This window comes from Herbiconiux sp. (assembly GCF_023264855.1).
GTDB lineage: Bacteria > Actinomycetota > Actinomycetes > Actinomycetales > Microbacteriaceae > Herbiconiux.
Genome location: NZ_JAHFUW010000031.1, coordinates 19,960 through 43,766 on the forward strand (window position 1 = coordinate 19,960; position 23,807 = coordinate 43,766).

At 69.5% G+C, this 23,807-nt stretch carries 24 protein-coding genes, 1 tRNA gene and 1 pseudogene; 18 read left to right on the forward strand and 8 right to left on the reverse strand.

Annotated features, from left to right (window positions below; translation table 11 throughout):
• Positions 1-9 precede the first annotated feature (9 nt).
• The gene (locus Q0D75_RS13130) at positions 10-885 is read right to left on the reverse strand and encodes an NAD-dependent protein deacetylase (protein WP_291054123.1); all 876 of its coding nucleotides are present in this window, start codon (positions 883-885) and stop codon (positions 10-12) included.
• 123 nt (positions 886-1,008) lie between these two features.
• Here Q0D75_RS13130 and Q0D75_RS13135 point away from each other — a divergent pair, with 123 nt between their 5' ends.
• Positions 1,009-1,839 carry an RNA methyltransferase gene (locus Q0D75_RS13135; protein ID WP_291054188.1) on the forward strand — a complete coding sequence of 277 codons (831 nt, stop codon included), beginning with the start codon at positions 1,009-1,011 and terminating at the stop codon, positions 1,837-1,839.
• On the opposite strand, the pseudogene Q0D75_RS13140 reads toward Q0D75_RS13135, so the two are convergent.
• Positions 1,821-2,165: pseudogene (locus Q0D75_RS13140) on the reverse strand (cyclase). The gene Q0D75_RS13135 and the pseudogene Q0D75_RS13140 sit on opposite strands and share 19 nt — an antisense overlap.
• A 98-nt stretch (positions 2,166-2,263) precedes the next feature.
• On the opposite strand from Q0D75_RS13140, the gene Q0D75_RS13145 reads away from it, so the two are divergent.
• The 3 genes from Q0D75_RS13145 to Q0D75_RS13155 all read left to right on the forward strand — a co-directional run bounded on the left by Q0D75_RS13145 (position 2,264) and on the right by Q0D75_RS13155 (position 6,243).
• Positions 2,264-3,220 carry a manganese catalase family protein gene (locus tag Q0D75_RS13145; RefSeq protein WP_291054125.1) on the forward strand — a complete coding sequence of 319 codons (957 nt, stop codon included), beginning with the start codon at positions 2,264-2,266 and terminating at the stop codon, positions 3,218-3,220.
• A gap of 157 nt (positions 3,221-3,377) precedes the next feature.
• On the forward strand, positions 3,378-4,937 hold the full coding sequence (locus tag Q0D75_RS13150; protein ID WP_291054127.1) for an APC family permease: 1,560 nt from the start codon (positions 3,378-3,380) through the stop codon (positions 4,935-4,937).
• Between the two features lie 46 nt (positions 4,938-4,983).
• Entirely contained in the window at positions 4,984-6,243 is a 1,260-nt protein-coding gene (locus Q0D75_RS13155) for a D-alanyl-D-alanine carboxypeptidase (protein WP_291054129.1), read from the forward strand.
• Between the two features lie 44 nt (positions 6,244-6,287).
• Here Q0D75_RS13155 and Q0D75_RS13160 read toward each other — a convergent pair whose 3' ends face one another.
• Entirely contained in the window at positions 6,288-7,082 is a 795-nt protein-coding gene (locus Q0D75_RS13160; protein ID WP_291054131.1) for an SGNH/GDSL hydrolase family protein, read from the reverse strand.
• 127 nt (positions 7,083-7,209) lie between these two features.
• Between Q0D75_RS13160 and Q0D75_RS13165 the strand changes: the two genes are divergently transcribed.
• The 4 genes from Q0D75_RS13165 (at position 7,210) to Q0D75_RS13180 (ending at position 11,372) form a co-directional block, all read left to right on the forward strand.
• On the forward strand, positions 7,210-9,036 hold the full coding sequence (locus tag Q0D75_RS13165) for a DEAD/DEAH box helicase (RefSeq protein WP_291054134.1): 1,827 nt from the start codon (positions 7,210-7,212) through the stop codon (positions 9,034-9,036).
• Positions 9,037-9,244: 208 nt separating this feature from the next.
• Positions 9,245-10,720, forward strand: coding sequence for a peptide MFS transporter (locus Q0D75_RS13170; RefSeq protein WP_291054136.1), 1,476 nt, complete (start codon positions 9,245-9,247; stop codon positions 10,718-10,720).
• 4 nt (positions 10,721-10,724) lie between these two features.
• Positions 10,725-11,081, forward strand: a complete 357-nt coding sequence (locus tag Q0D75_RS13175) for a VOC family protein (RefSeq protein ID WP_291054138.1) — start codon at positions 10,725-10,727, stop codon at positions 11,079-11,081.
• A 3-nt stretch (positions 11,082-11,084) separates the two neighbouring features.
• Entirely contained in the window at positions 11,085-11,372 is a 288-nt protein-coding gene (locus Q0D75_RS13180) for a hypothetical protein (protein WP_291054140.1), read from the forward strand.
• Between the two features lie 8 nt (positions 11,373-11,380).
• Here Q0D75_RS13180 and Q0D75_RS13185 read toward each other — a convergent pair whose 3' ends face one another.
• The 4 genes from Q0D75_RS13185 to Q0D75_RS13200 all read right to left on the reverse strand — a co-directional run bounded on the left by Q0D75_RS13185 (position 11,381) and on the right by Q0D75_RS13200 (position 13,487).
• Positions 11,381-12,115, reverse strand: a complete 735-nt coding sequence (locus Q0D75_RS13185; protein ID WP_291054142.1) for an FAD-binding oxidoreductase — start codon at positions 12,113-12,115, stop codon at positions 11,381-11,383.
• Between the two features lie 6 nt (positions 12,116-12,121).
• Complete coding sequence (locus Q0D75_RS13190) at positions 12,122-12,724, reverse strand: molybdopterin-dependent oxidoreductase (RefSeq protein WP_291054145.1); 603 nt, start codon at positions 12,722-12,724, stop codon at positions 12,122-12,124.
• 29 nt (positions 12,725-12,753) lie between these two features.
• Positions 12,754-13,254 (reverse strand): DUF1269 domain-containing protein, encoded by a 501-nt coding sequence (locus Q0D75_RS13195; RefSeq protein WP_291054147.1) that lies wholly within the window; start codon positions 13,252-13,254, stop codon positions 12,754-12,756.
• A 148-nt stretch (positions 13,255-13,402) separates the two neighbouring features.
• Positions 13,403-13,487, reverse strand: a tRNA-Leu gene (locus Q0D75_RS13200).
• 105 nt (positions 13,488-13,592) lie between these two features.
• On the opposite strand from Q0D75_RS13200, the gene Q0D75_RS13205 reads away from it, so the two are divergent.
• The 3 genes from Q0D75_RS13205 (at position 13,593) to mshC (ending at position 17,175) form a co-directional block, all read left to right on the forward strand.
• Positions 13,593-14,906: a M20/M25/M40 family metallo-hydrolase gene (locus Q0D75_RS13205; protein WP_291054149.1), complete on the forward strand. Its 1,314-nt coding sequence runs from the start codon at positions 13,593-13,595 to the stop codon at positions 14,904-14,906.
• A gap of 72 nt (positions 14,907-14,978) precedes the next feature.
• Entirely contained in the window at positions 14,979-15,806 is an 828-nt protein-coding gene (locus Q0D75_RS13210; RefSeq protein ID WP_291054151.1) for an undecaprenyl-diphosphate phosphatase, read from the forward strand.
• Positions 15,807-15,864: 58 nt separating this feature from the next.
• Positions 15,865-17,175, forward strand: a complete 1,311-nt coding sequence (mshC, locus tag Q0D75_RS13215; RefSeq protein ID WP_291054153.1) for a cysteine--1-D-myo-inosityl 2-amino-2-deoxy-alpha-D-glucopyranoside ligase — start codon at positions 15,865-15,867, stop codon at positions 17,173-17,175.
• Here mshC and Q0D75_RS13220 read toward each other — a convergent pair.
• Positions 17,172-18,116 (reverse strand): PAC2 family protein, encoded by a 945-nt coding sequence (locus tag Q0D75_RS13220; protein ID WP_291054155.1) that lies wholly within the window; start codon positions 18,114-18,116, stop codon positions 17,172-17,174. The genes mshC and Q0D75_RS13220 overlap by 4 nt on opposite strands.
• Before the next feature lie 108 nt (positions 18,117-18,224).
• On the opposite strand from Q0D75_RS13220, the gene Q0D75_RS13225 reads away from it, so the two are divergent.
• From Q0D75_RS13225 to tatA, 7 genes are all read left to right on the forward strand, one after another.
• Positions 18,225-18,935, forward strand: coding sequence for an HAD family phosphatase (locus Q0D75_RS13225; protein WP_291054157.1), 711 nt, complete (start codon positions 18,225-18,227; stop codon positions 18,933-18,935).
• A complete protein-coding gene (locus Q0D75_RS13230; RefSeq protein WP_291054159.1) occupies positions 18,932-19,969 on the forward strand; it encodes a tRNA (adenine-N1)-methyltransferase in 1,038 nt (345 codons plus the stop codon). The genes Q0D75_RS13225 and Q0D75_RS13230 overlap by 4 nt, the downstream gene beginning before the upstream one ends.
• A gap of 93 nt (positions 19,970-20,062) precedes the next feature.
• Complete coding sequence (locus Q0D75_RS13235) at positions 20,063-20,977, forward strand: hypothetical protein (RefSeq protein WP_291054161.1); 915 nt, start codon at positions 20,063-20,065, stop codon at positions 20,975-20,977.
• A gap of 45 nt (positions 20,978-21,022) precedes the next feature.
• Positions 21,023-22,054, forward strand: coding sequence for a WYL domain-containing protein (locus Q0D75_RS13240; protein ID WP_291054163.1), 1,032 nt, complete (start codon positions 21,023-21,025; stop codon positions 22,052-22,054).
• Positions 22,054-23,112, forward strand: coding sequence for a WYL domain-containing protein (locus Q0D75_RS13245; RefSeq protein WP_291054165.1), 1,059 nt, complete (start codon positions 22,054-22,056; stop codon positions 23,110-23,112). The genes Q0D75_RS13240 and Q0D75_RS13245 overlap by 1 nt, the downstream gene beginning before the upstream one ends.
• Positions 23,113-23,121: 9 nt before the next feature.
• On the forward strand, positions 23,122-23,460 hold the full coding sequence (locus Q0D75_RS13250) for a hypothetical protein (RefSeq protein WP_291054167.1): 339 nt from the start codon (positions 23,122-23,124) through the stop codon (positions 23,458-23,460).
• A gap of 4 nt (positions 23,461-23,464) precedes the next feature.
• Positions 23,465-23,776 (forward strand): Sec-independent protein translocase subunit TatA, encoded by a 312-nt coding sequence (tatA, locus tag Q0D75_RS13255; protein ID WP_291054169.1) that lies wholly within the window; start codon positions 23,465-23,467, stop codon positions 23,774-23,776.
• Positions 23,777-23,807 lie beyond the last annotated feature (31 nt).

Here is a 23,807-nt window from a genome sequence, read left to right on the forward strand (position 1 = left end):
CCGAGCCGGTCAGGGGAGGAGGTGGGCGGCGAGGGGGGTGAGGGTCTCAGCGGCGCCGGCGTCGATCTTGAGGGTGGCGCGGTTGTCGCCCTTGGTGACGCCGCGGTTGATGATCACGATCGGCAGCTTGCGCCGGCGGGCCTGCTCGAGCAGGCGGATGCCGGAGTTGACCACGAGCGACGATCCGGCGATCAGCATGGCGTCGGACGACGCCACCATCGAGGCGGCTTCGGCGAACTTCTCGGTCGGCACGAACTCGCCGAAGAACACCACGTCGGGCTTCAGCACGCCGCCGCAGACGGTGCAGGCGGGAACCTCGAACGCCTCGTACTCGGCCACGTCGGCGTCGCCGTCGGGCGCCATCCGCACCAGCTCGGGTTCGGTCAGCCACGGGTTGGCCGTGCTGATCCGCTCGGCGATCGAGGCGCGGGCGAAGGTCTGGCCGCAGCTGAGGCAGTTCACGCGGTCCATCGAGCCGTGCAGATCGACCAGGTGCCGGGTGCCGGCCCGGGCGTGCAGGCCGTCGACGTTCTGCGTGACGACGCCGTTCACCACGCCGGCGTCTTCGAGCTCGGCGAGGATGCGGTGGGTGTCGTTGGGGGCTGCGGCATCGAACATCCGCCAGCCCAGGTGGCTGCCCGCCCAGTAGCGCTTGCGGTAGGAAGGGCTCGCCAGGAACTGGTCGAAGGTCATCGGGTTGCGCGGCGGAGCGCCTTCGCCGCGGTAGTCGGGGATGCCCGAATCGGTGCTGACGCCGGCGCCGGTGAGTACGACGACGCGCTTGCCGGCCAGGATCTGCGCCGCCTCGCGGACGGCTTCGTCGAGGGCCGTCGGGACAGCCGGCGAAACCGGCGCATCCGGAGCGGACGACACGAGCGGAACCATGACACCTCCACGCCGGCGATGGGGCCCGGCTCTTGCAGTCTAAACAGCGAAGTTTTCCGGAATGTTTCCGGCCTGGCAGAGTTGGGGGTGAATTCGCCGACCAGAGAGGCCCTCGTGCCCGTCATCCCCATCGCCGCCCTCGACGACGCCCGACTCGAGCACCCCGGGCTCGCCGACTACGCCGATCTGACGGATGTCGCGCTGCGCCGCATCCTGGAGCCGGCCGGCGGCCTGTACCTGGCCGAGTCGAGCAAGGTGATCGCGCGCGCCGTCGAGGCCGGCCACCGCCCGCGCTCGGTGCTGCTGCAAGAGAAGTGGCTGCCCGACCTGGCCTGGGTGGGGGAGCGGTTCCCGGACGTCCCGATCTACGTGGCTTCGGATGCGCAGCTCGAGCAGCTGACCGGCTTCCAGATGCACCGTGGTGCGCTGGCGTCGATGCATCGGCCGGAGCTGCCGTCGTTGTCGTCGTTGCTGACGGATGCCCACACCGTGGTGGTGCTCGAGGACATCGTCGACCACACCAACGTGGGCGCGGCCTTCCGCTCGGCGGCGGGGCTGGGGGCGGATGCGGTGCTGATCAGCCCGCGGTGCGCCGATCCGCTCTACCGGCGGAGCGTGCGGGTGAGCATGGGCACGGTGCTGCAGGTGCCGTGGACGCGCATCGGGGAGTGGAAGGAGGCCGTGCCGGCGCTGCACGAGGCGGGCTTCACGATCGCCGCGCTGGCACTCGGCGACGACTCGATCCCGCTGCCGGAGTTCACCGCCTCCCTCCCGGAGCGCGTGGCGATCGTGCTCGGCACGGAGGGCGACGGCCTCAGCCGCCGCGCCCTGGCGGCCGCCGACGTGCGGGTCGAGATCCCGATGCTGCACGGCGTCGACTCGCTGAACGTGGCCTCGGCGAGCGCCGTTGCCCTCTACGCCCTCCGCTTCGCGTCTCAGCGCTCCGCGAGGTAGCGCCCCCGCTCCCTGACAAGGCGGCGCAGATAACGGTCGAGCACGAGCGAGCGGAACGGCCCGCGCACCTGCTCGTCGACGAAGCGGTGCGGCCGGTCGAATGCCGTCACCCGGCTCGTCATCGTGAACCGGACGCCGAGATGCCGCGCCTACCAGGTCACTTCTTCGCCGAGCCCGATCAGGCCGCTGGTAACCCCGGCCACTGCCCGCTCCTCTGAGTCGGCCTGTGACCCGAGATGCGAATCGATGTCCCGCGCCAGATCGAACAGCTCCTCCACAGTGCGCCCCGCCGAGCTCTTCTCGCTGGAGAGCTGACCGCTCGTCACGGCGGAGGGCCGGGCGCAAGGGGGCCCGGGATATCCGGATGCGGCGCAGGGTGGGCACAGGGCGGCACCGCGCCGCCGAGGGCCATCGGAGGCGCCGCATGTATTTCCACGCACAGGAATGGATCAACGACATCGCCGAGGACGAGCCGGATCCGGCCGCCGCGAACGCCCTGCAGGAAGGCCTCGGCGGGCAGTTCGGCGAGATGCGCACGATGATGCAGTACCTCTTCCAGGCGGTGAACTTCCGCGGGCCGGCCGCCAAGCCGTACCGCGACCTGATCCAGGGCGTCGGCACCGAGGAGATCAGCCACGTCGAGCTGATCGGCACCACCATCTCGCGGCTCCTGGACGGCGCGCCCGACTACCACGGCCGGAAGACCGACAAGCTCGACACCCCGGGTGCCGGGGGAGCCACCCCGCTGAGCATCGCGCTGGACACGGGCAACATCCACCACTACCTGGTCGGCGCCCAGGGCGCCCTGCCGGTCGACTCCGCCGGCAACCCGTGGATGGGCAGCTACGTCTACAACTCGGGCAACCTCGTGCTCGACCTGCTCTACAACCTCATGCTGGAGTCGACCGGGCGGCTGCAGAAGTGCCGCATCTACGAGATGACCGCGAACAAGACGGCGCGCTCGACGGTCGCCTATCTGATCGTGCGCGATCAGGCTCACGAGAACGCCTATGCCAAGGCGCTCGAGACGCTCGGCATCGACTGGAAGAAGACCCTTCCGATTCCGAAGACCAATGCCGAGAAGTTCCCCGAGGTGAGGAAGCTCGTCGACCTCGGGCTGCAGAGCAAGCAGTTCTCGTTCGACCTCAAGGGCGAGTCGGAGGCGGGCCGCATCTTCCAGGGAGCATCGCCGAGCAATGACGGCACCGAGTTGGATGCCTCGGAGCAAGCGCCCAAGGGTGTGCCGTCGTTCATCGCGCCGGAGCGGCTCGAGGAGTTCTCGCCGGGGCTGGACGCCGATCTGCTGAAGCTCATCCAGACCACTGCGGAGATGGAACTCGCCGAGGTGACGGGGGAGTACGGCCCGGCCACCGCCTCCTGAGCTTCGGGCCGCTTCTCGGCCATCACCCCCGGTAGCACCCGTCCATCTCGTCCGGCGGGACGAGTCGGCACACGGACGGTGCTCCCGCGACAGAGTGGCGTATTCGGGGGTCGCCGGTCGCTATATGCTTCCTCTACCTGATCCGAGGAGGCATTTGGTGTCCGAGAAGCGCTCTGCTCCCGCAGTCGACCCCACACCCACCGGCAGCAAGGGGCTCGCGGCCGGCACGCTGGGCCTGTTCGGCTCCACCGTCATCGGCCTGGCCTCGACCGCTCCGGTCTATTCGCTGGCCGCGACCGTCGGCTTCGTGGTGCTCGCAGTCGGTGCCCAAGCGCCGATCGCGATGATCCTGGCATTCATCCCGATGTTCCTCACGGCCTACGCCTACCGCGAGCTGAACCGCGCCGTGCCCGACTGCGGCACCGCCTTCACCTGGGGCACCAAGGCCTTCGGTCCGTGGGTGGGCTGGATGGCCGGCTGGGGCGTGGCCGTGGCCGGCATCATCGTGCTGGCGAACCTCGCCCAGATCGGCAGCAAGTACCTCTGGCTGCTGACGAACAATCCCGACCTGTACGACAACGTGTTCCTGGTCACGGCCACGGGCGTGGTGTTCATCGCCCTGATGACGTTCATCAGCATCCGCGGCCTGCAGATCGGCGAACGGCTGCAGAACGTGCTGCTCGGCGTGCAGTACGTCGCCCTCATCCTGTTCGTGATCCTGGCCCTCTGGGCCGTCTTCACCGGCACCGCTCCCGAAGGGGCGACCCTGCCGCAGGCCGACTGGTTCAACCCCTTCGCCTTCACCTCGCTCTCGGGCTTCACCGAGGCCATCCTGCTGTGCCTGTTCATCTACTGGGGCTGGGACACCTGCCTGGCGCTGAACGAGGAGACGAAGGACCCGGAGCGCACCCCCGGGCGCGCCGCCGTGCTCTCGACGGTCATCCTGCTGGTCACCTACGTCTCGGTCACCGTGGCGGCGATGTCGTTCGCCGGCCTCGGCGACTCCGGTCTCGGCCTCGGCAACGAGGAGAACTCGGGCGACGTCTTCCTGGCCCTCAAGGACGCGATCTTCGGTCCCTGGGCCTGGCTGCTCGTGATCGCCGTCTGCGTCTCGGCGATCTCCTCGACCCAGACCACCATCCTCCCGACCGCCCGCGGCACCCTGGCGATGGCCACCTACCGCGCGCTGCCGGAGCGTTTCGGCCGCATCAACCCGGCCTTCAAGACCCCGCGCTTCGCCACGATCTTCATGAGCGTGGTGGCGATCACCTTCTACGTGGGCATGACGCTGGTGAGCGAGAACGTGCTCTCCGACACCATCCTGTCGATCGGGCTCGCGATCGCGTTCTACTACGCCATCACGAGCTACGCCTGCGTGTGGTATTTCCGCAAAGAGATCTTCACCACGGTGCGCAACTTCCTCTTCAAAGGACTGTTCCCGCTGATCGGCGGGCTCATGCTCACGGCCGCGTTCATCCAGTCGGCCATCGACATGTACGACCCCGAGTACGGCTACACGGTCATCTTCGGCATCGGCGGGGTGTTCGTGATCGGCGTCGGGTCGCTCCTCGTGGGGGTGGTACTCATGCTGGTGTGGTTCTTCTTCGCCCAGTCGAAGCCGTTCTTCCGCGGCGAGAGCCTCAACCGCGACACCGAGGTGCTGGCGCCCGAGGACGAGCAGCTGATCCCGCGCTCGGTCGACGGCGGGCTGATGTAGCGGCTCGCTGCACGGATGCTCAGCCGGCTCGCTCTAGGATGGCCGGGTGAGTCCTGCCAGCCGTGCCGTCTACCGGCGTCGCAGGATCGTGGTGCTGGGTGCCCTGGTAGTCATCGCCCTGCTCGGCAGCTATCTTCCGGTCGCGCTGCTGGCTCCGGTACCGGCCGCCTCGGCCACGATCCCGGATGCGCCCGAGCAGTCGATCGAGGCCGTCGCCCTGGCGACTCCGGCCGCCGGGTCCAGCGCGATCGGCATCGGCAGCACGGGCTCCGTGCTGGCCGGCACGACCCTCGGCACCAGCGGCAGCGCCGATCCGCTGCCCATCGCGAGCATCACCAAGTCGATCACCGCGCTCGTCGTGCTCGACGCGATGCCGATCCCCGACGGTGGCCAGGGCCCCGACATCACGATCACCGACACGGATGCGCAGTACCTCGCCGACACCATCGCGGTCGGCGGATCCTGGGCGAGCGTCTTCCCCGGCCAGGTGCTCAGTGAGCGGCAGGTGATCGAGATCATGATGCTCGAATCGGCCAACAACTACAGCCTGACGCTGGCGAACTGGGCGTTCGGGTCGGTGCCGGCGTACCTGGCGGCCGCCGATGCCTGGATCGCCGACCACGGCCTGAGCGGCACCACCGTGGTGGACACGAGCGGCCTCGATCCCGGCAGCAGGAGCACCACGGCCGACCTGCTGACGATCGCCGGCCTGGTTCTCGCCGATCCGACGCTCGCGGCCATCGTGGGCACCGCCTCGGATCAGCTGCCGCAGCTGGGCGAGATCGAGAACACCAACACCCTGCTCGGCTCGTCGGGCATCGACGGCATCAAGACCGGCACCACGGACGAGGCGGGCCTCTGCCTGCTCTTCTCGGCCGATTTCGAGGTGGCCGGGCAGAGCATCCCGCTCGTCGGCGTGGTGCTCGGCGCCGCCTCGGAGGACGAACTGCACGCCGCCGTGCTGGCCCTGCTGCAGAGCGCGCAGGCCGGCTTCCGCACGGTCGACGTGGTGACGGCCGGCCAGGTGCTCGGCAGCTACTCGACGCCGTGGGGTTCGAGCGCCGACATCGTGGCGGGGGAGTCGCTCACGACGACGGTCTGGTCGGGCGCCACCATCGCGGAGTCCAGCGAGGTGCTGTCGCTCACGACGGCGCCGGCCGGCACCGAGGTGGGCACGGCCCGCTTCACGGTCACCGGCCTCGCGCTGGACGGACCCGAGCTCACGGTTCCGCTGACGCTCGCCACCGAGCTCGAAGGCCCGGATGCCGGCTGGAAGCTCGCCAACCCAGGCCGTCTCTTCGGCTGACCCGACCTGCCCCGTCCTGACCGGTTCCGAGGCCGGCTCTCAGCTCAGTCGGCGTCTTTCGTGGTGTAGACGGGCTCGGGGATGGGGCGCTTGGGCGCCACGCCGTCGCCGCTCGAGCGGTGCGTGATGCGCCGCACGACCCACGGCACGAGGTGCACGCGCGCCCAGACGAAGTCTTCGGCCCGGGCCTTCCGCCAGGTGCGGCCGGGCAGCGGCTCGGGGGAGCCCGCCTGCAGGTCGTTGTCGACGTTCAGCGCCCGCAGCACCTGCCGGGCCACTTCGTGGTGGCCGAGCGGGTTCAGATGCAGGCGGTCGTCGGCCCACATCCGGCTGTCCTGGATCTCCTTCAGCCCCCACTGATCGGCCACGATGCAGTCGTAACGGTCGGCGATCACGCGCAGGTTCTCGTTGTAGATCGCGACCTTGCCGCGGATGCCCCGGAACACGGGGGTGAACGAGGTGTCGACGCCCGTGAAGATCACCACGGTGGCGTCATCCTGACGCAGCCGCCGGATACCCACCTCGAAGCGCGCCGCGATGTCATCGGGATCGGTGCCCGGGCGGATGACGTCGTTCCCACCCGCCGAGATGGTGATCAGGTCGGGTCGCAGCGCGAGCGCCGGCTCGACCTGCTCGTCGACGATCTGCTGCAGCAGGCGCCCCCGGATGGCGAGGTTCGCGTACGAGAACTCGCCGTCGGCCTCGTACGCCAGCACGTCGGCCACCCGGTCGGCCCAGCCGCGGTAGCCTCCGGGGCTGTCGGGCTCCGGGTCTCCGATGCCCTCGGTGAACGAATCGCCGAGGGCCACATACCGCCGCCAGGGGTGAGGTTGAGTCATCTGAGGATGCTCCTTTCGCACTGCCCGACAAGCGTAACTCCGACGCGCCCGGGATGCTCGGAGCGCGCCCTCAGGATGCTCCCGATGCGCCCTCCGGTGTCGGCGGAGCGGGGTATCCTCGATCATCGTGACCCAACTCCCCGCCTTCGAACCGGCCCCCGGAACGAGCGCGGCCGGTCACCTCTCGCCGAGCTTCCCGGCCCGGGCCCCGTGGGGCACCGCCGGCCGCCTTCGGGCCTGGCAGGAGGAGGCCCTCACCGCCTATTTCGAGAGGGAGCCGCGCGATTTCCTCGCCGCCGCCACCCCCGGCGCCGGCAAGACCACCTTCGCCCTGCGCCTCGCCTCCGAGCTGCTGCACCGGCGCACCGTCGACCGGGTGATCGTGGTGGCGCCCACCGAACACCTCAAACGGCAGTGGGCGGATGCCGCCGACCGCGCAGGCATCAAGCTGAACCCGGGCTTCCGCAACAGCGAGTCGCGCTTCGGCCGGCACTTCCACGGTGTGGCGCTCACCTACGCCCAGGTCGCGGCCCGCCCCGAGCTGCACCGCGAGCTCACCCAGGGCGCGCAGACCCTGGTCATCCTCGACGAGGTGCACCACGGCGGCGACGCCCTGAGCTGGGGCGACGCCGTGCGTGAGGCCTTCGAGCCGGCCACCCGCCGGCTCTCGCTGACGGGAACGCCGTTCCGCTCCGACACCTCGCCCATCCCGTTCGTGGAGTACGCGCCGGATGAGCACGGCATCCGTGTCTCCCGCAGCGACTACAGCTACGGCTACGGCCGTGCCCTCAAAGACGGCGTCGTGCGCCCCGTCATCTTCATGGTCTACGCCGGCCACATGCGCTGGCGCACCAAGACCGGTGACGAGATGGAGGCCCGGCTCGGGGAGGGCAACACCAAAGACATCACCTCGCAGGCCTGGCGCACGGCGCTCGACCCGGCGGGCGAGTGGATCCCGCAGGTGCTGGGGGCCGCCGACAAACGCCTCTCCGAGGTACGTCAGGCGATTCCGGATGCCGGCGGCCTGGTGATCGCCACCGACCAGACGGTCGCGCGCGCGTATGCGGCCATCCTCGAGCAGATCTCCGGCGAGCCCGTCACCGTGGTGCTCTCCGACGAGAAGGAGGCCTCCGACCGCATCGACGCGTTCTCGAACTCGTCCAAGCGCTGGATGGTGGCGGTGCGGATGGTGTCGGAGGGCGTCGACGTGCCCCGGCTCGCCGTGGGCGTGTACGCCACGAGCGCCTCCACGCCGCTGTTCTTCGCGCAGGCGATCGGCCGTTTCGTGCGGGCGAGGCGCCGCGGCGAGACCGCATCCGTCTTCCTTCCGAACGTGCCCTCGCTGATGGCGCTGGCCGAGAAGCTCGAGCTCGAACGCGATCACGCGCTCGACAAGCGCGACGACGGCTCGAACCCCGAGGGCGACTTCTACAACCCCGAAGACGCCATGGTGGCGGCTGCCAACAAAGAAGACCGCGCCTCCGAGGGCCTGCTCGAAGAGTTCTCGTTCGTGGCGATCGGCTCGGAGGCCACCTTCGACCGGGTCGTCTACGACGGCGGCGAGTTCGGCTTCGAAGCCGTGGTCGGCAGCGAAGAGGAGCTCGACTTCCTGGGGCTCCCGGGCCTGCTCGAACCGGAGCAGGTGCGCGACCTGCTGCAGCACCGACAGGCCCGCCAGCAGAAGCACGCCTCCACCGTGAAGAAGCCCGGCCCGCTCGACACTCCCGGGCCCGGCGAGGTCCCTGCGCCGCTCTACCGCACGCTCAAAGAGCAGCGCACCCTGCTCAACAGCCTCGTAGGCATCTGGTCGAAGACCTCCAACGAGCCGCACGGCCTCATCCACGCCGAACTCCGCCGTATCTGCGGCGGCCCCGCGGTGGCCCAGGCCAGCGTCACCCAGCTCCAGTCGCGCATCGTAACCGTGCGCAAATGGATGGGTGCTGCGCAGCACTGATCTGTCCACCAACGTCGCGAACCCGTGGTGGGGGTCGGGGGATTTTCGCCTCCGCCGCCTTTGAGCTCCGCTCAACCCCTAGGCGGAGGGGGAAATCCCCCGACCCCCACCACACCCCGCCGAAATCCCCCACCCCCACCCCTCTGCACCGCTAAAGGGGGGTACGACTTTCGGGTGCGGGGGTGATGGGGCGTGGCACTATTTGGGGATGAGTACTGAGACCGTCATGGGGGCCGGCACACCGGAGAAGAAGGAGCGCACCTTCTTCGGGCAGCCGTTCTCGCTGGTGCACATCTTCGGGGTGGAGATGTGGGAGCGGTTCTCCTTCTACGGCATGCAGGGCATCCTGCTGCTGTACATGTTCTACTCGGCGGCCGAGGGCGGCCTCGGCATCCCGAAGCCGGTCGCGGTGGGGATCATCGGGGCGTACGGCGGATCGGTGTATCTCGCGACGATCCTGGGCGCGTGGCTCGCCGACCGCGTGCTGGGCGCCGAGCGCACCCTGTTCTTCAGCGCCATCGTCGTGATGGCCGGGCACGTGGCGCTGTCGCTGCTGCCGGGGCTGTTCGGGCTCGGCGCGGGTCTGATCCTGATCGCCCTCGGGTCGGGCGGCGTGAAGGCGAACGCCACGAGCGTGGTCGGCACCCTGTACGGCGAGAAAGACGTCCGTCGCGACGCCGGGTTCTCGATCTTCTACCTGGGCATCAACCTCGGCGCCTTCTTCGGGCCGCTGCTCACCGGTCTGCTGCAGAGCACCGTCGGCTTCCACTGGGGCTTCGGGCTCGCCGCCGTCGGCATGGCGATCGGGCTGACGCAGTACTCGTTCGGCCGGCGCAGCTTGCCCGAGAAGGCCAAGGAGGTGCCGAACCCGCTGCCTCGTTCGCACCGCATCCGGATGGCCCTGATCGGCGCGGCCGCGATCGTGCTGGTCGTGGTGCTCGTGCTGGTCGGCGTGCTGAACTCCGACAACCTGGCCGACGCGGTGGCGCTCGTGACGCTGGCCGCCTCGATCGCGCTCTTCCTTATCATCCTGTCGAGCAAGAAGCTCCAGGGGGTCGAGCGCAGCCGGGTGCTCTCGTTCATCCCGATGTTCATCACGAGCGTGGCCTTCTGGGCGCTGTACCAGCAGCAGTTCACCGTGGTGACGCTCTACGCCAACGATCGCCTCGACCTCAACCTCTTCGGCTGGGACATGCCGGTGGCCTGGGTGCAGTCGATCAACCCGATCTTCATCATCATCCTCTCCGGCGTCTTCGCCGCCATCTGGACCAAATGGGGTGCCAAGCAACCGGCCACCCCCTACAAGTTCGCGACGGCGGCGATCGTGATGGGCATCGCGTTCCTGTTGTTCATCCCCTTCTCCGGCACGGGGGCGCACGGCACGCCGTTGCTCGCACTGGTGGGCATCCTGTTCGTGTTCACCATCGCCGAGCTGCTGCTCTCGCCCGTGGGGCTCTCGCTGTCGACCAAGCTCGCGCCGCAGGCCTTCCAGACCCAGATGGTGGCCCTGTTCTTCCTCTCGATCGCCCTCGGCACCGCCCTCTCGGGCATCCTCGCCGGCTTCTACAACGAGAACAACGAGGTGCCCTACTTCGGCATCTCGGGCCTCGTGGCGATCCTGGTGGGCGGTGCGCTGATCTCCATCACCCCGTGGGTGCGCAAGCTGATGAGCGGGGTGCGCTGACCGGATGCTCGGCACACTCGACGAGATCGTCATCGACTGCGCCGACCCGGTGGTGCTGTCGGCGTTCTGGCACGCGGTGCTCGGCGGCGATCCCCCCACGCATCGCAGCCCCGACTGGTCGTATTTCGACTCGGCCGGAGGGCTGCGGATCGCGTTCCAGCGCGTTCCCGAGGGCAAGTCGGCGAAGAACCGGGTGCACCTCGACGTCGCCGTCGACGACGTGCCCGCCGCGGCACGGGCGGCCGTGACGCTGGGCGCCGTGCTGAGTGGTGAGCTGCACAGCGACTCGGTGGGCACCTTCCAGGTGCTGCTCGACCCCGAGGGCAACGAATGGTGCGTGGTGCGCAGCGCACAGAGCTGAGGTATGCTCAGCGTTGTGATCACGCCGCCCGTCCCGCCTCAGCAGTATGTCGCGCAGGCCCAGCGCACTCCCGTTCCGACCTGGCGACGGGTGCGTCGCTATGCCGTTCGCGGCATTGCGTGCTGCGCGGTGTGGCCGCTTGGGCTGGCACTCGCCGACCTGGCGTCTGCCGAGGCGAGGCAGTCACCGGCTCTGACGATGATCACGGCCGGGTTCGCCGCGTTCTCGGTGGCGTGCTTCGCCGCCTTCTTCAGTGCCAAGGCCGCTCTGTGGTGGCACGGCGAGAGCTGATCGCCGCCTCAGGCGCCGCCGAAACGCTCCGTGCGCACGGTGAGCGGATCCGTTCCGCCGGCCACGAGTGCGTCGGCCATCAGCTCGACGAAACGGGTGGGGCCGCAGATGTAGCTCGAGGCGGGCAACGACGAGGCGGGAGTGCGCGCAGCCCAGGCCTGCACGTCGGCGGCACTCAGCCGCCCGACGGGGCCGCTCCAGCCCTCCGGCGCGGACCGGGTGTAGCGGATGCTGACATCGGCCCGGGCCGCCGCCGTGAGCTCGGCCAGCTCGTCTTTGAAGTACACGAACTCCGGCGAGCGCACGGAGTACAGCAGCTGCACGGGGGCGTCGCTGCCGGAATGCAGGTGCGTTCGCAGGATCGACACCAGCGGGGCGATTCCCGAGCCCCCGCCGATCATCCGGATGGGCTCGGCCTGCGTCGGCCGCCAGACGAACCAGCCGCCCAGCGGGCCGAGGACTTCGAGCTGCGTACCGACGACGACGCCGTCGACCAGGTACGGCGAGACTTCGCCGTCGGGCATCCGTTCGACGCTGATGGCGGCGAATTCGTCATCGCCCGCCGAGGACAGCGAGTACGAGCGGGCGGCCTGGTAGCCGTCGGCGGCGGTGAGCCGCACGTCGATGTGCTGACCGGCCAGATGCCCCGTCCAGCGCGGGATGCGGAGCAGCAGCGTGCGTGCCGTCGCCGTCTCGTCGCGGATGCCGACGACCTCGGCGACGACCCACTTCACGCCGGCCATGAGAGCTCAGGAGTCGTAGTAATAGCGCTGTTCCTTCCACGGGTCGCCATGGGCGTGGTAGCCGTTGACCTCCCAGAAGCCCAGCTCCTCGGTGGTGTGCAGGGTCAGCCCGGTGACCCACTTCGCGCTCTTCCAGAAATACAGGTGCGGCACCAGCAGCCGCACGGGGCCGCCGTGCTCGGGGTCGAGCGGCTCACCGTCGTACTCGAACACCAGCCATGCCTTGCCGCCGCGGAGTTCGGCCAGGGGCACGTTGGTGGTGTAGCCGCCGTAGGCGTGCTCCATCACGTAGCCCGCGTCGGTCTGCAGGCCCTCGAACAGCGTGTCGAGCGACACGCCGCGCCAGAGTGTTCCGAACTTCGACCAGCGGGTGACGCAGTGGATGTCGGTGTGCACGTCTTCGACGGGCAGCGCCCGGAACTCCTCCCACGACCAGCGGCGCGTCTCGCCGTGCTCGGTGGTGATGGAGAACTGCCACTCGCCCGCGTGGATGTTGGGGGTCGGCCCCACGGAGAGAACCGGGAAGTCCTTCGTCTCGTACTGCCCGGGCGGGAGGCGCGGATCGGCGTCGCGGCGCTTCCCGACGAATCCCGGTGTCACGATACCCATGATGTGCTCCTCCCGCCCGATGATCCGCTTCAGGCCTGGGGCTGGTCCGACAGGTCGTGGATGAGGGCCTTCTCGTCCTCGGCGCTGAGCGAGGTCTTGATGATCGTGCCGTTGAACGGCGCGAGCGCTGCGGCGAATTTGTCCTCAGTGATCTTGGTCGTGTAGATGACCACGGCCGACTTGCCGGCCGAGACGGCGTCTTTCACCTGCGAGCGGAACTCGCTGTTGAGTCCCGTCTTGTCGATGCCGGCGAACAGGGCGCCGAGGAGACCGCCGAACACGAGACCGAAGAACGGCACGAAGAAGAGGATGCCGATGAGGGTGCCGAACAGGGCTCCACCCGCGGCGCCGAGACCGATGTTGCCCGCTCCGCCCGGGTGGTCGACATGGGTCTTGCCCTCGGCGTCGACCTTCACGAGGGCGAGACCGGCGAGCTGCACGATCAGGTCGCCCTGGAGCTCCTGAACCTTCTCGTAGGCGCCCTCGGCGTCTGTCTCATTGTCGAAAGCGATGACGATCAAATCGGCCATTGCGGCACGTTCCTTTCACGACGGACGGGACGCGAACCGGTCCCTCCTGCGAGCGTAGGGGAAAGGCGTTAACGACAGAAGACCCGGGCGTAATGCCGGGCCTTCTCTACTGTCTCAACCAGTAATCGACTCCACCGAAGTGGATTCGTCTCCGAGGGGGGACTTGAACCCCCACGCCCTATACGGGCACTAGCACCTCAAGCTAGCGCGTCTGCCATTTCCGCCACCCGGAGTGGATGTCGGCGCCCGATCTCTCTGGCGCCAAGGAAAGACAATAGCACGGATGCGGAGTGCGTAAATCCACGGCGCCCCGGTCCGGCTCCCGGTAGCGTTGCACCATGACGTCAGCAGCGGAGAACGCCGAAATCGACCTCACCACGCGCATCGCGCGTGACCTCATCCGGTTCGACACCTCGAACTACGGCGAGGGCAGGTCCAACGGTGAGACGGAGGCGGCGGAGTACCTCGCAGCACATCTCGAACGTCTCGGCCTCACGGTGCAGTCGTTCGATTCGGAGCCGCGGCGCACGAGCATCGTCACCCGTGTTCCCGGTCGCGATTCGAGCAAACCGGCCCTCGTGGTGCACGGCCACACGGACGTGGTGCCCGCGATCGCGGAGGACTGGTCGGTCGATCCCTTCGGCGGCGTCATCAAAGACGGCATGCTCTGGGGCCGCGGTGCGGTGGACATGAAGAACATGGACGCCATGATCGTCACCGCGCTGGACCGCATCCTGAGTTCGGGTCAGCAGCCCGAACGCGATCTGGTGGTGGCCTTCTTCGCCGACGAGGAGGCCGGGGGAGTGCGGGGTTCGCACTACCTCGTGCACGAGCATCCGGAGCTCTTCGCCGGGGCCACCGAGGCCATCAGCGAGGTCGGCGGCTACTCGGTCGACCTGGCGGGCAAACGCGCCTACCTCGTGCAGACCGGCGAGAAGGCTCTCATCTGGATGAAGCTCGTGGCGCGCGGCACCGCGGGCCACGGTTCGCAGATCAACCGCGACAACGCCGTCACCCGCCTGGCGCGCGCCGTGGCCGCGATCGGCAGCCGCGAGTGGCCCGTGCACCTCACGGCGACCACCCGTCAGCTGCTCGACCGGGTCGCCGCCCTCCTGGGCCAGGATGCGACGCAACTGAGCCCCGACGAGATCGCGATCTCCACCGGCACCGCCTCGCGCTTCATCTCGGCGACCCTGCGCACCACCACGAACCCCACCGGGCTGACCGCCGGGTACAAGCACAACGTGATCCCGGATCGGGCCGAGGCGATGCTCGACGTGCGCGTGCTGCCGGGGCACGAGGAGGCCGTGCTGGCCGAGATCCGCGAGATGGTCGGCGACGACATCGAGATCGTCATTTCGCACCAGGACATCGGGCTCGAGACCACCTTCGACGGCGCCCTCGTCGACGCGATGGTGGGCAGCCTGCAGCGCTTCGATCCGGGCGCGGAGGTGCTGCCGCACCTTCTGTCGGGCGGCACCGACAACAAGGCGCTGAGCCTGCTCGGCATCCGCGGATTCGGCTTCGCACCGCTCAAACTGCCGGCCGACCTGGACTTCCCCGCGATGTTCCACGGCGTCGATGAGCGTGTGCCGCTTTCCGCGCTAGGGTTTGGCTCAGATGTTCTGACCGACCTGCTGCTGCGCTACTGACCGCACGCGCCGCCACCGGCAGCGTCCCATCCTCATGGCGAGGGCCCACCCGAATTCACTCCAAAGGGAGACATGGACTTTCTGAACGCCGTCATCCTCGGTTTCGTGCAGGGGCTGACCGAATTTCTGCCGATCTCCTCGAGCGCTCACCTGCGCATCATCGGCGAGCTCCTGCCCGGCGCCAAAGACCCCGGAGCGGCGTTCACCGCCATCACCCAGCTCGGCACCGAGACCGCCGTGGTGGTGTTCTTCTGGCGCGACATCGTGAAGATCGTCAGCCGCTGGGCGAAGTCGCTCGTGGGCAAGGTGCCGCGCAATGATCCGGATGCCCGGATGGGCTGGCTGATCATCATCGGCTCGATCCCGATCATCATCCTGGGCCTGCTGTTCCAGGATGCGATCGAGACCACGTTCCGCTCGCTCTGGATCGTGGCGGCCACGCTGATCGGCTTCGGCATCCTGCTCGGCATCGCCGACGTCGTGGGGGCCAAGCGCCGGCGGCTGAAAGACCTCACCGTGCCGCACGGCATCATCTTCGGCTTCGCCCAGGCGCTGGCGCTCATCCCGGGCGTCTCGCGCTCGGGCGGCACCATCACCGCGGGGCTGTTCATGGGCTACGAGCGGCGCGCCGCGGCCCGCTACTCGTTCCTGCTGGCGATCCCGGCGGTGTTCGGCTCGGGCCTCTACCAGGTCTACAAGAGCATCGGCGAGACCGGCGGTGCCTACGGGGCCGGCGAGACCATCGTGGCCACGGTCATCGCGTTCATCGTGGGCCTCGTGGTGATCGCGTTCTTCATGAGCTACATCTCCAAGCGCAGCTTCCTGCCGTTCGTGATCTACCGCATCGCGCTCGGCGGCGTGCTGATCGTGCTGCTCGCCACGAACACCATCGCCGCCTAGCGCCGTTTCGGCACCGCCCGCGTGCGTTCGGGCGGCGGAAGCGAACTAGGCTTGTGCGGTGCGATCCTGGCCCCGACCCGACATCCCCGCCCTTCCCGGAAGCGGCCGTGCTCCACGGCTGCACGACGACTCCAGCGGGCACTTCCTCGAGTCGGCCGAGGCGGGTGCCGAAGCCACCCTGTACGTGTGCGGCATCACGCCCTATGACGCCACGCACATCGGGCATGCGGCCACCTACCTCGCGTTCGACACGCTGGTGCGCAGCTGGCTGGATGCCGGCATCGACGTGGTCTACACGCAGAACGTCACCGACGTCGACGACCCCCTGCTGGAACGCGCGACCGCCACGGGCGTCGACTGGCGGGAGCTCGCCGCGAGCCAGATCGAGCTCTTCCGCACCGACATGGCGGCCCTCGGGGTCGTGCCTCCCGCCTCGTATCTGGGCGTCACCGAGACGATCGACGAGATCGCCGCGGCCGTCGATGCGCTGCGCACGAAGGGCATCGCCTATCCGGTGCCGACTCCGGATGCGGCCGTGACCGGCGGCGAGGACTGGTACTTCGACATCGCGGCCGCCGAGGCCGCCACCCCGTGGGTGCTCGGTTCGGAGAGCGGCCTGGACCGCGCCACGATGAGTACGCTGTTCGCCGAGCGCGGCGGCGACCCGGGGCGTGAGGGAAAACGCGACCCGCTGGATCCGCTGCTCTGGCGCGCCGAGCGCACCGGCGAGCCCGCCTGGGACTCACTGATGGGCCGCGGGCGCCCCGGCTGGCACATCGAGTGCTCGGTGATCGCCCGGGACACCTTGGGCGACACGATCTGCGTGCAGGGCGGCGGGGGAGACCTGGTCTTCCCGCACCACGAGTTCAGTGCGGCGCACGCGACCGCGCTCACCGGGGAGCGTTTCGCCCGGGTGAACGCCCACGGCGGCCTGGTGGCCTTCGACGGCGAGAAGATGAGCAAATCGCTCGGCAACCTGGTGCTGGTGTCGCAGTTGCGCGCCGCGGGCGTCGAGCCGGCGGCCATCCGTCTGGCGATCCTGTCGCATCCGTATCGCGACGACTGGGAGTGGCACCGCGGCGATGAGCAGCGCGCCGCGGAGCGCCTGGCCGGCTGGCGCGCTGCGGCCGGTGTCGCGGTGGTGGCTGACGGGTCAGCGAATGCGGCCTCCGCTTTCGACCTCCCGAACGGTGAGGGCGAGTCCGAGGCGCTCGACCTGCTCGAGCAGGTGCGAACCCGTCTGCACGACGACCTCGACACCCCCGGAGCTCTCGCGCTCTTCGACGCCTGGTTCGACGCCCCGCACGCCCCCGCGGCCACCGCTCTGGCCGCCCGCGCCCTCGACGCCCTCCTGGGCATCCGCCTCTAGTCGCGGCGCCAGGGCTCGTCGGGGCCACCCGAGCCGGCCGGGCCGGACGGGCCACCGGCGCGGCCGTCGCCTGGGCCTCCCGGGCCGCGCTTGCGGAGGTAGCGCTCGAACTCCTGCGCGATCGCGTCGCCCGTGGCCTCGGGGGAGTCGACCGTGTCGCGCGCCTGCTCCAGCTGCTGGATGTAGGCGGCCATGTCTTCGTCGTCGCCGGCCAAGGCATCGATGCCCGTCTCCCAGGCGGCAGACTCGTCGGCCAGCGCGCCGCGCTCGACCGTGATGTCGATCAGCTCCTCGAGCTTCTCGATCAGCGCGAGCGTCGCCTTGGGCGAGGGCGCGTTGTGCACGTAGTGGGGCACGGATGCCCAGATCGCCACACTCGGGATGCCGGCGGCCTCCGCCGCGTCGGAGAGCACGCTCAGGATGCCCACGGGCCCCTCGTAGGAGCTGCGCTCGAGCTCGTACTCGCTGCGCACGAGCGGGTTCTCGCTCGTGGCGAAGATGGAGATCGGCCGGGTGTGCGGCACGTCCGCCAGCATCGCGCCGAGCAGCACGATGCCGCCGATGTCTTCGGCCAGGGCGGTGGCGATGATCTCGGCGGTGAACTTGCGCCAATTGCGCGACGGCTCGGCGCCGATCAGCAGGTAGAGGGAGGTGCCCGGGCCCTCGAGCGTCGAGATCGCATCGGCGGGAGCATCGCTGTCGGGGCCGTAGACGGTGGCGCCCGGCCACACCAGCACGCGCCGGCCTTCGTCGTCGACCTCGACCGAGGGCCGGTTGAACTGGAAGTCGAAGTACTCCTCGGTGTCGACCTCGCTGATCGGCACGACGTCGAGCTGGCCCCTGAGCACCTGCAGCGCGCCGGTCGCAGCCTCGCCCGCATCGTTCCAGCCTTCGAAGGCGACCAGGAGCAGCCGCCCGCTCAGGAATCCGTTGTCTGTCACCGTGAGAGCCTCAACTGCCTTTCAAGACCTCCGCGAGCTGCGGCTGCCGTGCATCAAGGATAGGCGCTCGGCCGACCGGCCGGGCCGAGGGCCGTAGACTTGACGCCCGTGACCGAAACCACTCCCGCCGCCGTCCTCTGGGACATGGACGGCACGATCGTCGACACCGAGCCCTATTGGATGCAGGCCGAGGGAGAGCTCGTCGCCTCCTTCGGCGGCAGCTGGACGCACGACGACGCGATGACCCTGATCGGCTCGGGCCTGGACCGCAGCGCCCGCATCCTGCAGGAATTCGGCGTCGAACTGCCGATCCGCGAGATCATCGAGCGGCTCACCAGTCAGGTGATGGACGAGATCACCCGCAAGGTGCCCTGGCGGCCCGGCGCCGTCGAGATGCTCACCGCGCTGCAGCAGGCCGGCATCCCCCAGGCGCTGGTCACGATGTCGATCGACCGGATGGCGCGCCACGTGGCCGGCTTCGGCCCCGAGGGCGTGTTCGGCACCATCGTGTCGGCCGACACGGTCACGCAGAGCAAGCCGCATCCGGAGGCGTACCTCACCGCGGCCGGGATCCTCGGCGTGGACATCACCCAGACGCTCGCGATCGAGGACTCGCCCACCGGGGTCGCCTCCGCCGTGGCATCCGGAGCCGTGGTGATCGGCGTCGAGCACCTGCTCAACCTCGACGACACCGGCGCCGACCGGGTCTGGCCCACGCTCGGCGGCCGATCGGTCGCCGACCTGAACGCCGTCTTCGCCGAGGTGCAGGCCGCGAGAACGGCCCGAACCGCCGAGGCGACGACCGGAGCGCGCTCGTGACCGCCGCGTTCAGCGGGCCGTTCCGCGAGGGCGACCGCGTGCAGCTCACCGGCCCCAAGGGCAAGCTCAACAGCATCACGCTGGAAGCCGGCAAGGTCTTCCACACCCACCGAGGTGCGATCGAGCACGACACGCTGATCGGTCTGCCCGACGGCTCCGTCATCCAGAACTCCGTCGGCGTCGAGCACCTCGCCCTCCGGCCGCTGCTCACCGATTTCGTGATGTCGATGCCCCGAGGCGCCGCCATCATCTACCCGAAGGATGCCGCGCAGATCCTGGCGCAGGCCGACGTCTTCCCCGGTGCCACCGTCGTGGAGGCCGGCGTGGGCTCCGGTGCGCTCTCGCTCTGGCTGCTGCGCGCCATCGGTCCCGAGGGCCGCCTCAGCAGCTTCGAGCGTCGCGAGGAGTTCTCCGACGTCGCCCGCGCGAACGTGGCCGCGTACTTCGGCCACACGCCCGCGTCGTGGACCGTGACGGTCGGCGACCTCGTCGAGGCACTGCCGGCCGCGCATCCGGAGCACACCGTCGACCGCGTGGTGCTCGACATGCTCGCCCCATGGGAGTGCGTCGACGTCGTGGCCGACGCCCTCAAGCCCGGCGGAGTGGTGCTCTGCTACGTGGCCACCGTCACCCAGCTCTCCCGCGTGGTCGAGGCCTTCCGCGACTCCGGATGCTTCACCAACCCGGTTCCGAGCGAGACGATGGTGCGCGGCTGGCACGTCGAGGGTCTCGCGGTGCGCCCCGACCACCGGATGATCGGCCACACCGGCTTCCTGGTGACGGCACGCCGCCTCGCCCCCGGCGCGGTGCTGCCCGAGCTCAAGCGCCGTGCCTCTAAGAGCGACTTCAGCGACGAGGACATGGAGGCCTGGACCCCCGGAGCCCTCGGCGAACGCGGCATCAGTGCCAAGAGCCTGCGCAAACGCGTGCGTGCCGCCACGGCGACCGCCGACGCGGCCCTGGCCCGCGAGGCGCGGGAAGGGGCGGATGCCGCCTCCGAGGCGCCCGCCGACCAGGTGGATCCCAGCTCCTGAGCGATGAAATAGGATAGTTTCGCTCACCGGGCCGTCGGCTCGCCGAATGCTGCTCGTGATGCCACAAACCTGTGATGCAAGAAAAGAGGATCCGTGCGCAAGTCTCTCGCGCTCACTCTGTCGGCCGGACTGCTGCTCGCCCTCTCGGCGTGCAGCGCCTCGAGCTCGGCGGCCGACTGCTCCTCGGGCGTGCCCTCGGGTGACGCCAGTGCACTCGTGAGCACCACGGGCGATCTCGGCAGCACCACCACCTCGACGTTCCCCTACCCCCTGGTGGCCGACAACACCGAGGCCACGGTCGAGATCGCCGGCGACGGCGCTCCCGCGGGCGTCGGCGGCATCGTCAACGCCAGCTACACGCTCTACGACGGCTCGACCGGAGCCTCCGGCGGCGCGCCGAGCGCCGGCCTGATCATCGCCTCCGACAGCCTGCCCGGCGGGCTCGGCGACGTGCTGGCCTGCACCCCGGCCGGCGGACGCGTGTCGGTCGTGCTGCCCAACGACGCCGCGACCCAGATCGTTCCCGGCGCGCCCGGCTCGCTCGTGATGGTGATCGACGTGCTCGACGCCTATCCGGCCGCCGCCAAGGGCGTTGCGCAGATCACGCCCTCCGGTTTCCCGGGTGTGGTGCACGGCGAAGACGGCCGTCCCGGCATCTCGATCGGTTCCACCACCGCTCCCGACGAGGTGAAGAGCGCCGTGCTGATCAAGGGCGAGGGCGCCACCGTGGCCGAGGGCGACTCCCTCATCCTGCAGTCGACCGCGGTGTCGTTCGACACCAAGAAGGTCACCAGCAGCACCTGGGCCGACGGCAAGCCGGTGATCTGGCTGATGTCCGACGACGCGACCGCCACCTCCGGCTCCACCCAGCCGGCCGGCATCGTGAGCGAGCTGGTGGGCCAGACCGTCGGTTCCGAGGTCATCGTGCTGATTCCCGGCGACACGGATGCCGGCACCGCGGCCACCGCCTACGTGGTCGACATCCTCGGGATCATCCCGGCTCAGTAATTCGGCCCGGCTCGGTGGCCCGGCCCGGCCCAGTAGAATTCTGGGGTGTCCTCCGAGAATCGATCATCCGCGCCGGTTCCGGTGGAGGAGCGGCTGTTCAGCCTCGTGCTGGCGCTGCTCGCCACCGAGGCGGGGCTGACGAAGGCCGAGATCCTCTCGACCGTGCAGGGCTACCGCCAGCGCTACGAGCCCTCGGGTGAGAACACCACCCTCGAGCGGCAGTTCGAGCGCGACAAGGACGACATCCGCGAACTCGGCGTTCCTCTGGAGACGATCGACACGCCGGGGGAGCCGGGCAACAACCAGTCGTTGCGCTATCGCATCCCGCGCACGGCGTACGAACTGCCCGCCGACATCACCTTCTCTCCCGCCGAGACGGCCCTGCTGAACCTCGCCGCGATGGCCTGGCAGGAGGGTTCGCTCTCCCGGGAATCGCGGCGTGCGCTGCTCAAGCTGCGCTCGATCGGCGTGGAGACGAGCGACCCGGTGCTCGGCTATGCACCGCGCATCCGCACCCGGGACGCCGCATTCGGCCCGCTGTCGGATGCCCTCTCCAAGCGCGTCACGGCATCCTTCTCGTATCTCAAGCCGGGTGACCCGGCGGCGCGCTACCGCACCGTGGAGCCGCTCGCGCTGGTGCAGCACCAGGGCCGCTGGCACCTCAAGGCGATCGATCAGGCTGTGAAGCAGCAGCGCACCTTCCTGCTCTCGCGCATCACGGGTGCGGTGAAGCTCGGCCGGCTGCCGCTGCCCGCCGACACCGGCAGCTACGCCGCCTCCGCGCTGGAGGAGCTCGATCGCATCTGGGAGGGCAATGTCGCCGAGATCCAGGTGCGCCCGGGAACGGATGCCGCGGTGCGGCTCTCCCGCCGGCGCGGGGCCAGCGTCGAGCCCGGCGATCGCATCCTGCTGCACTTCACCGACGCCAATCTGCTGGCCGACGAGCTCGCCGGGTTCGGCCCCGAGGTGCGGGTGATCGGGCCCGGCACGCTGGTCGACGCGGTCGTGCAGCGCCTGGAGGCCGCCATCCGCCGCCACGGCGACCCCGTCTCCGCTCCAGCCGGAGAGGCACGCTGATGGCCGCCGAGGCGACCCCGTTCACCTACGCGCAAGACAAACTGACCTTCCTGCTCGCGCTCGTGCCGTACCTGCTCGACATCGGGCGGGTGTCGGTGACGGATGCGGCCGCGCACTTCCAGGTGACCGAGAAGCAGATCCGTGACGCCGTGAGCCTGATCGCCGTGTCCGGCGTGCCGGGGGAGACCACCCAGTACCAGCACGGCGACCTCTTCGACATCTCCTGGGACGACTTCGACGAGCGCGACGAGATCGTGATCACGCACAAGGTGGCGCTGGACGACTCACCGCGATTCTCGGCGCGTGAGGCCGCGGCCCTGATCGCGGGCCTGCAGTACCTGCAGTCGCTGCCCGAGAACGTCGACGGCGGCGTCTACTCCTCTCTGATGGACAAGCTGGCCCGCGGTGCATCCGAGCGGCCCAGCCAGGTCGCCGTCGCCCGCTCCGAGACCACCGGATCGCTCGCCGAGGTACGCGACGCGGTGGCGCGCGGCCGTCGACTCGAGTTCGACTACCTCTCCTCCCGCGGCTCGCAGGAGCGCCGGCTGGTCGATCCGCTGCGCATCGACTCCGACGACGAGAACTGGTACCTGCGCGCCTGGGACCGCGTTCGCGGTGCCGTGCGCACCTTCCGGCTCGACCGGATGACCGGGCTGCGCGTCACCGACGAGCCCGTCGACGCGCACGGCGAGCTGCCGATCGGCGACAGCCTGTTCCAGGGCGGCGACGACGATCTCGTCGTGACGCTCGAGCTGGATGCGACCGCCCTGTCGATGCTCGGCGAGTTCGTTGCGAGCGTCGATCCGCGGCGGCTCGACGCCGGTCCGGATGCTCCCGCCGGCTCGTCGGGGCGCGTGCGCGTGCGCATCCGGGTCGCCCATCTGCACGGTCTGAAGCGTCTGGTCACCTCCCTCTCCTGGACGGTCACCGTGATCGAGCCCGCCGAGGCGCGCGCGGCGGTCGTGGACTGGGCCGAGGAGGCGCTGGCCCGGTACCGCCAGCCGCTCGACACGGTGCAGGATGCCGGCGGGAACACCGCCGGTCCCGGACTCGCCTAGGCTTGCGGCATGGCGTGGTGGGCATGGCTGATCATCTGGACGGTTCTCGTCCTGGGCCTGCTGGCGACCCTGGCGGGCCTCGGCTACCGGCTCTACCGCAAGTTCCGTGGGGCGCTCGACGCCCTGGGTGAACTGACGGACCAGGTAGCACGTCTGAGCGACGTCGTGGAGGAACTCGCTCCCGAACCGACCGAACGGGCCATTACGCTGGGGTATGCCGAAGTCGCCCGGCGCCGGGAAGACCACAACCGGCTGCGGGATGAATTGCGGCAGTCCCGCAGGGATGCCCGGCTGGCTCGGGGTAAACTGCTCGTCAATCCTGAAATCGTTCCGACCCTAAGGAAGTAGACCAATGCTCGGAAACCTCAACGGGTGGCACCTGGTCATCATCCTCGTCGTCATCCTCCTGCTGTTCGGCGCGACCCGGCTGCCGGCTCTCTCGAAGAGCCTCGGCCAGTCGATGCGCATCTTCCGCAGTGAGACGAAGGCCATGAAAGAGGAGAACGGCGAGACGCCGGTTGCACCGGTCGCCACCGAGACCGTTCCGCCGGCCGCCGCTGCTCCCGCTCCGCCGGCTGCCGCCGCTCCCGCTCCGCCGGTCGCTCCTGCCCCGGCGCCCGCAGTCGCTCCGGAGAGCACCACCTCCGAGCACCCGAAGCCGTAGGCTCCGTGGCCGTCAAGTCTTCGCGGCAGCG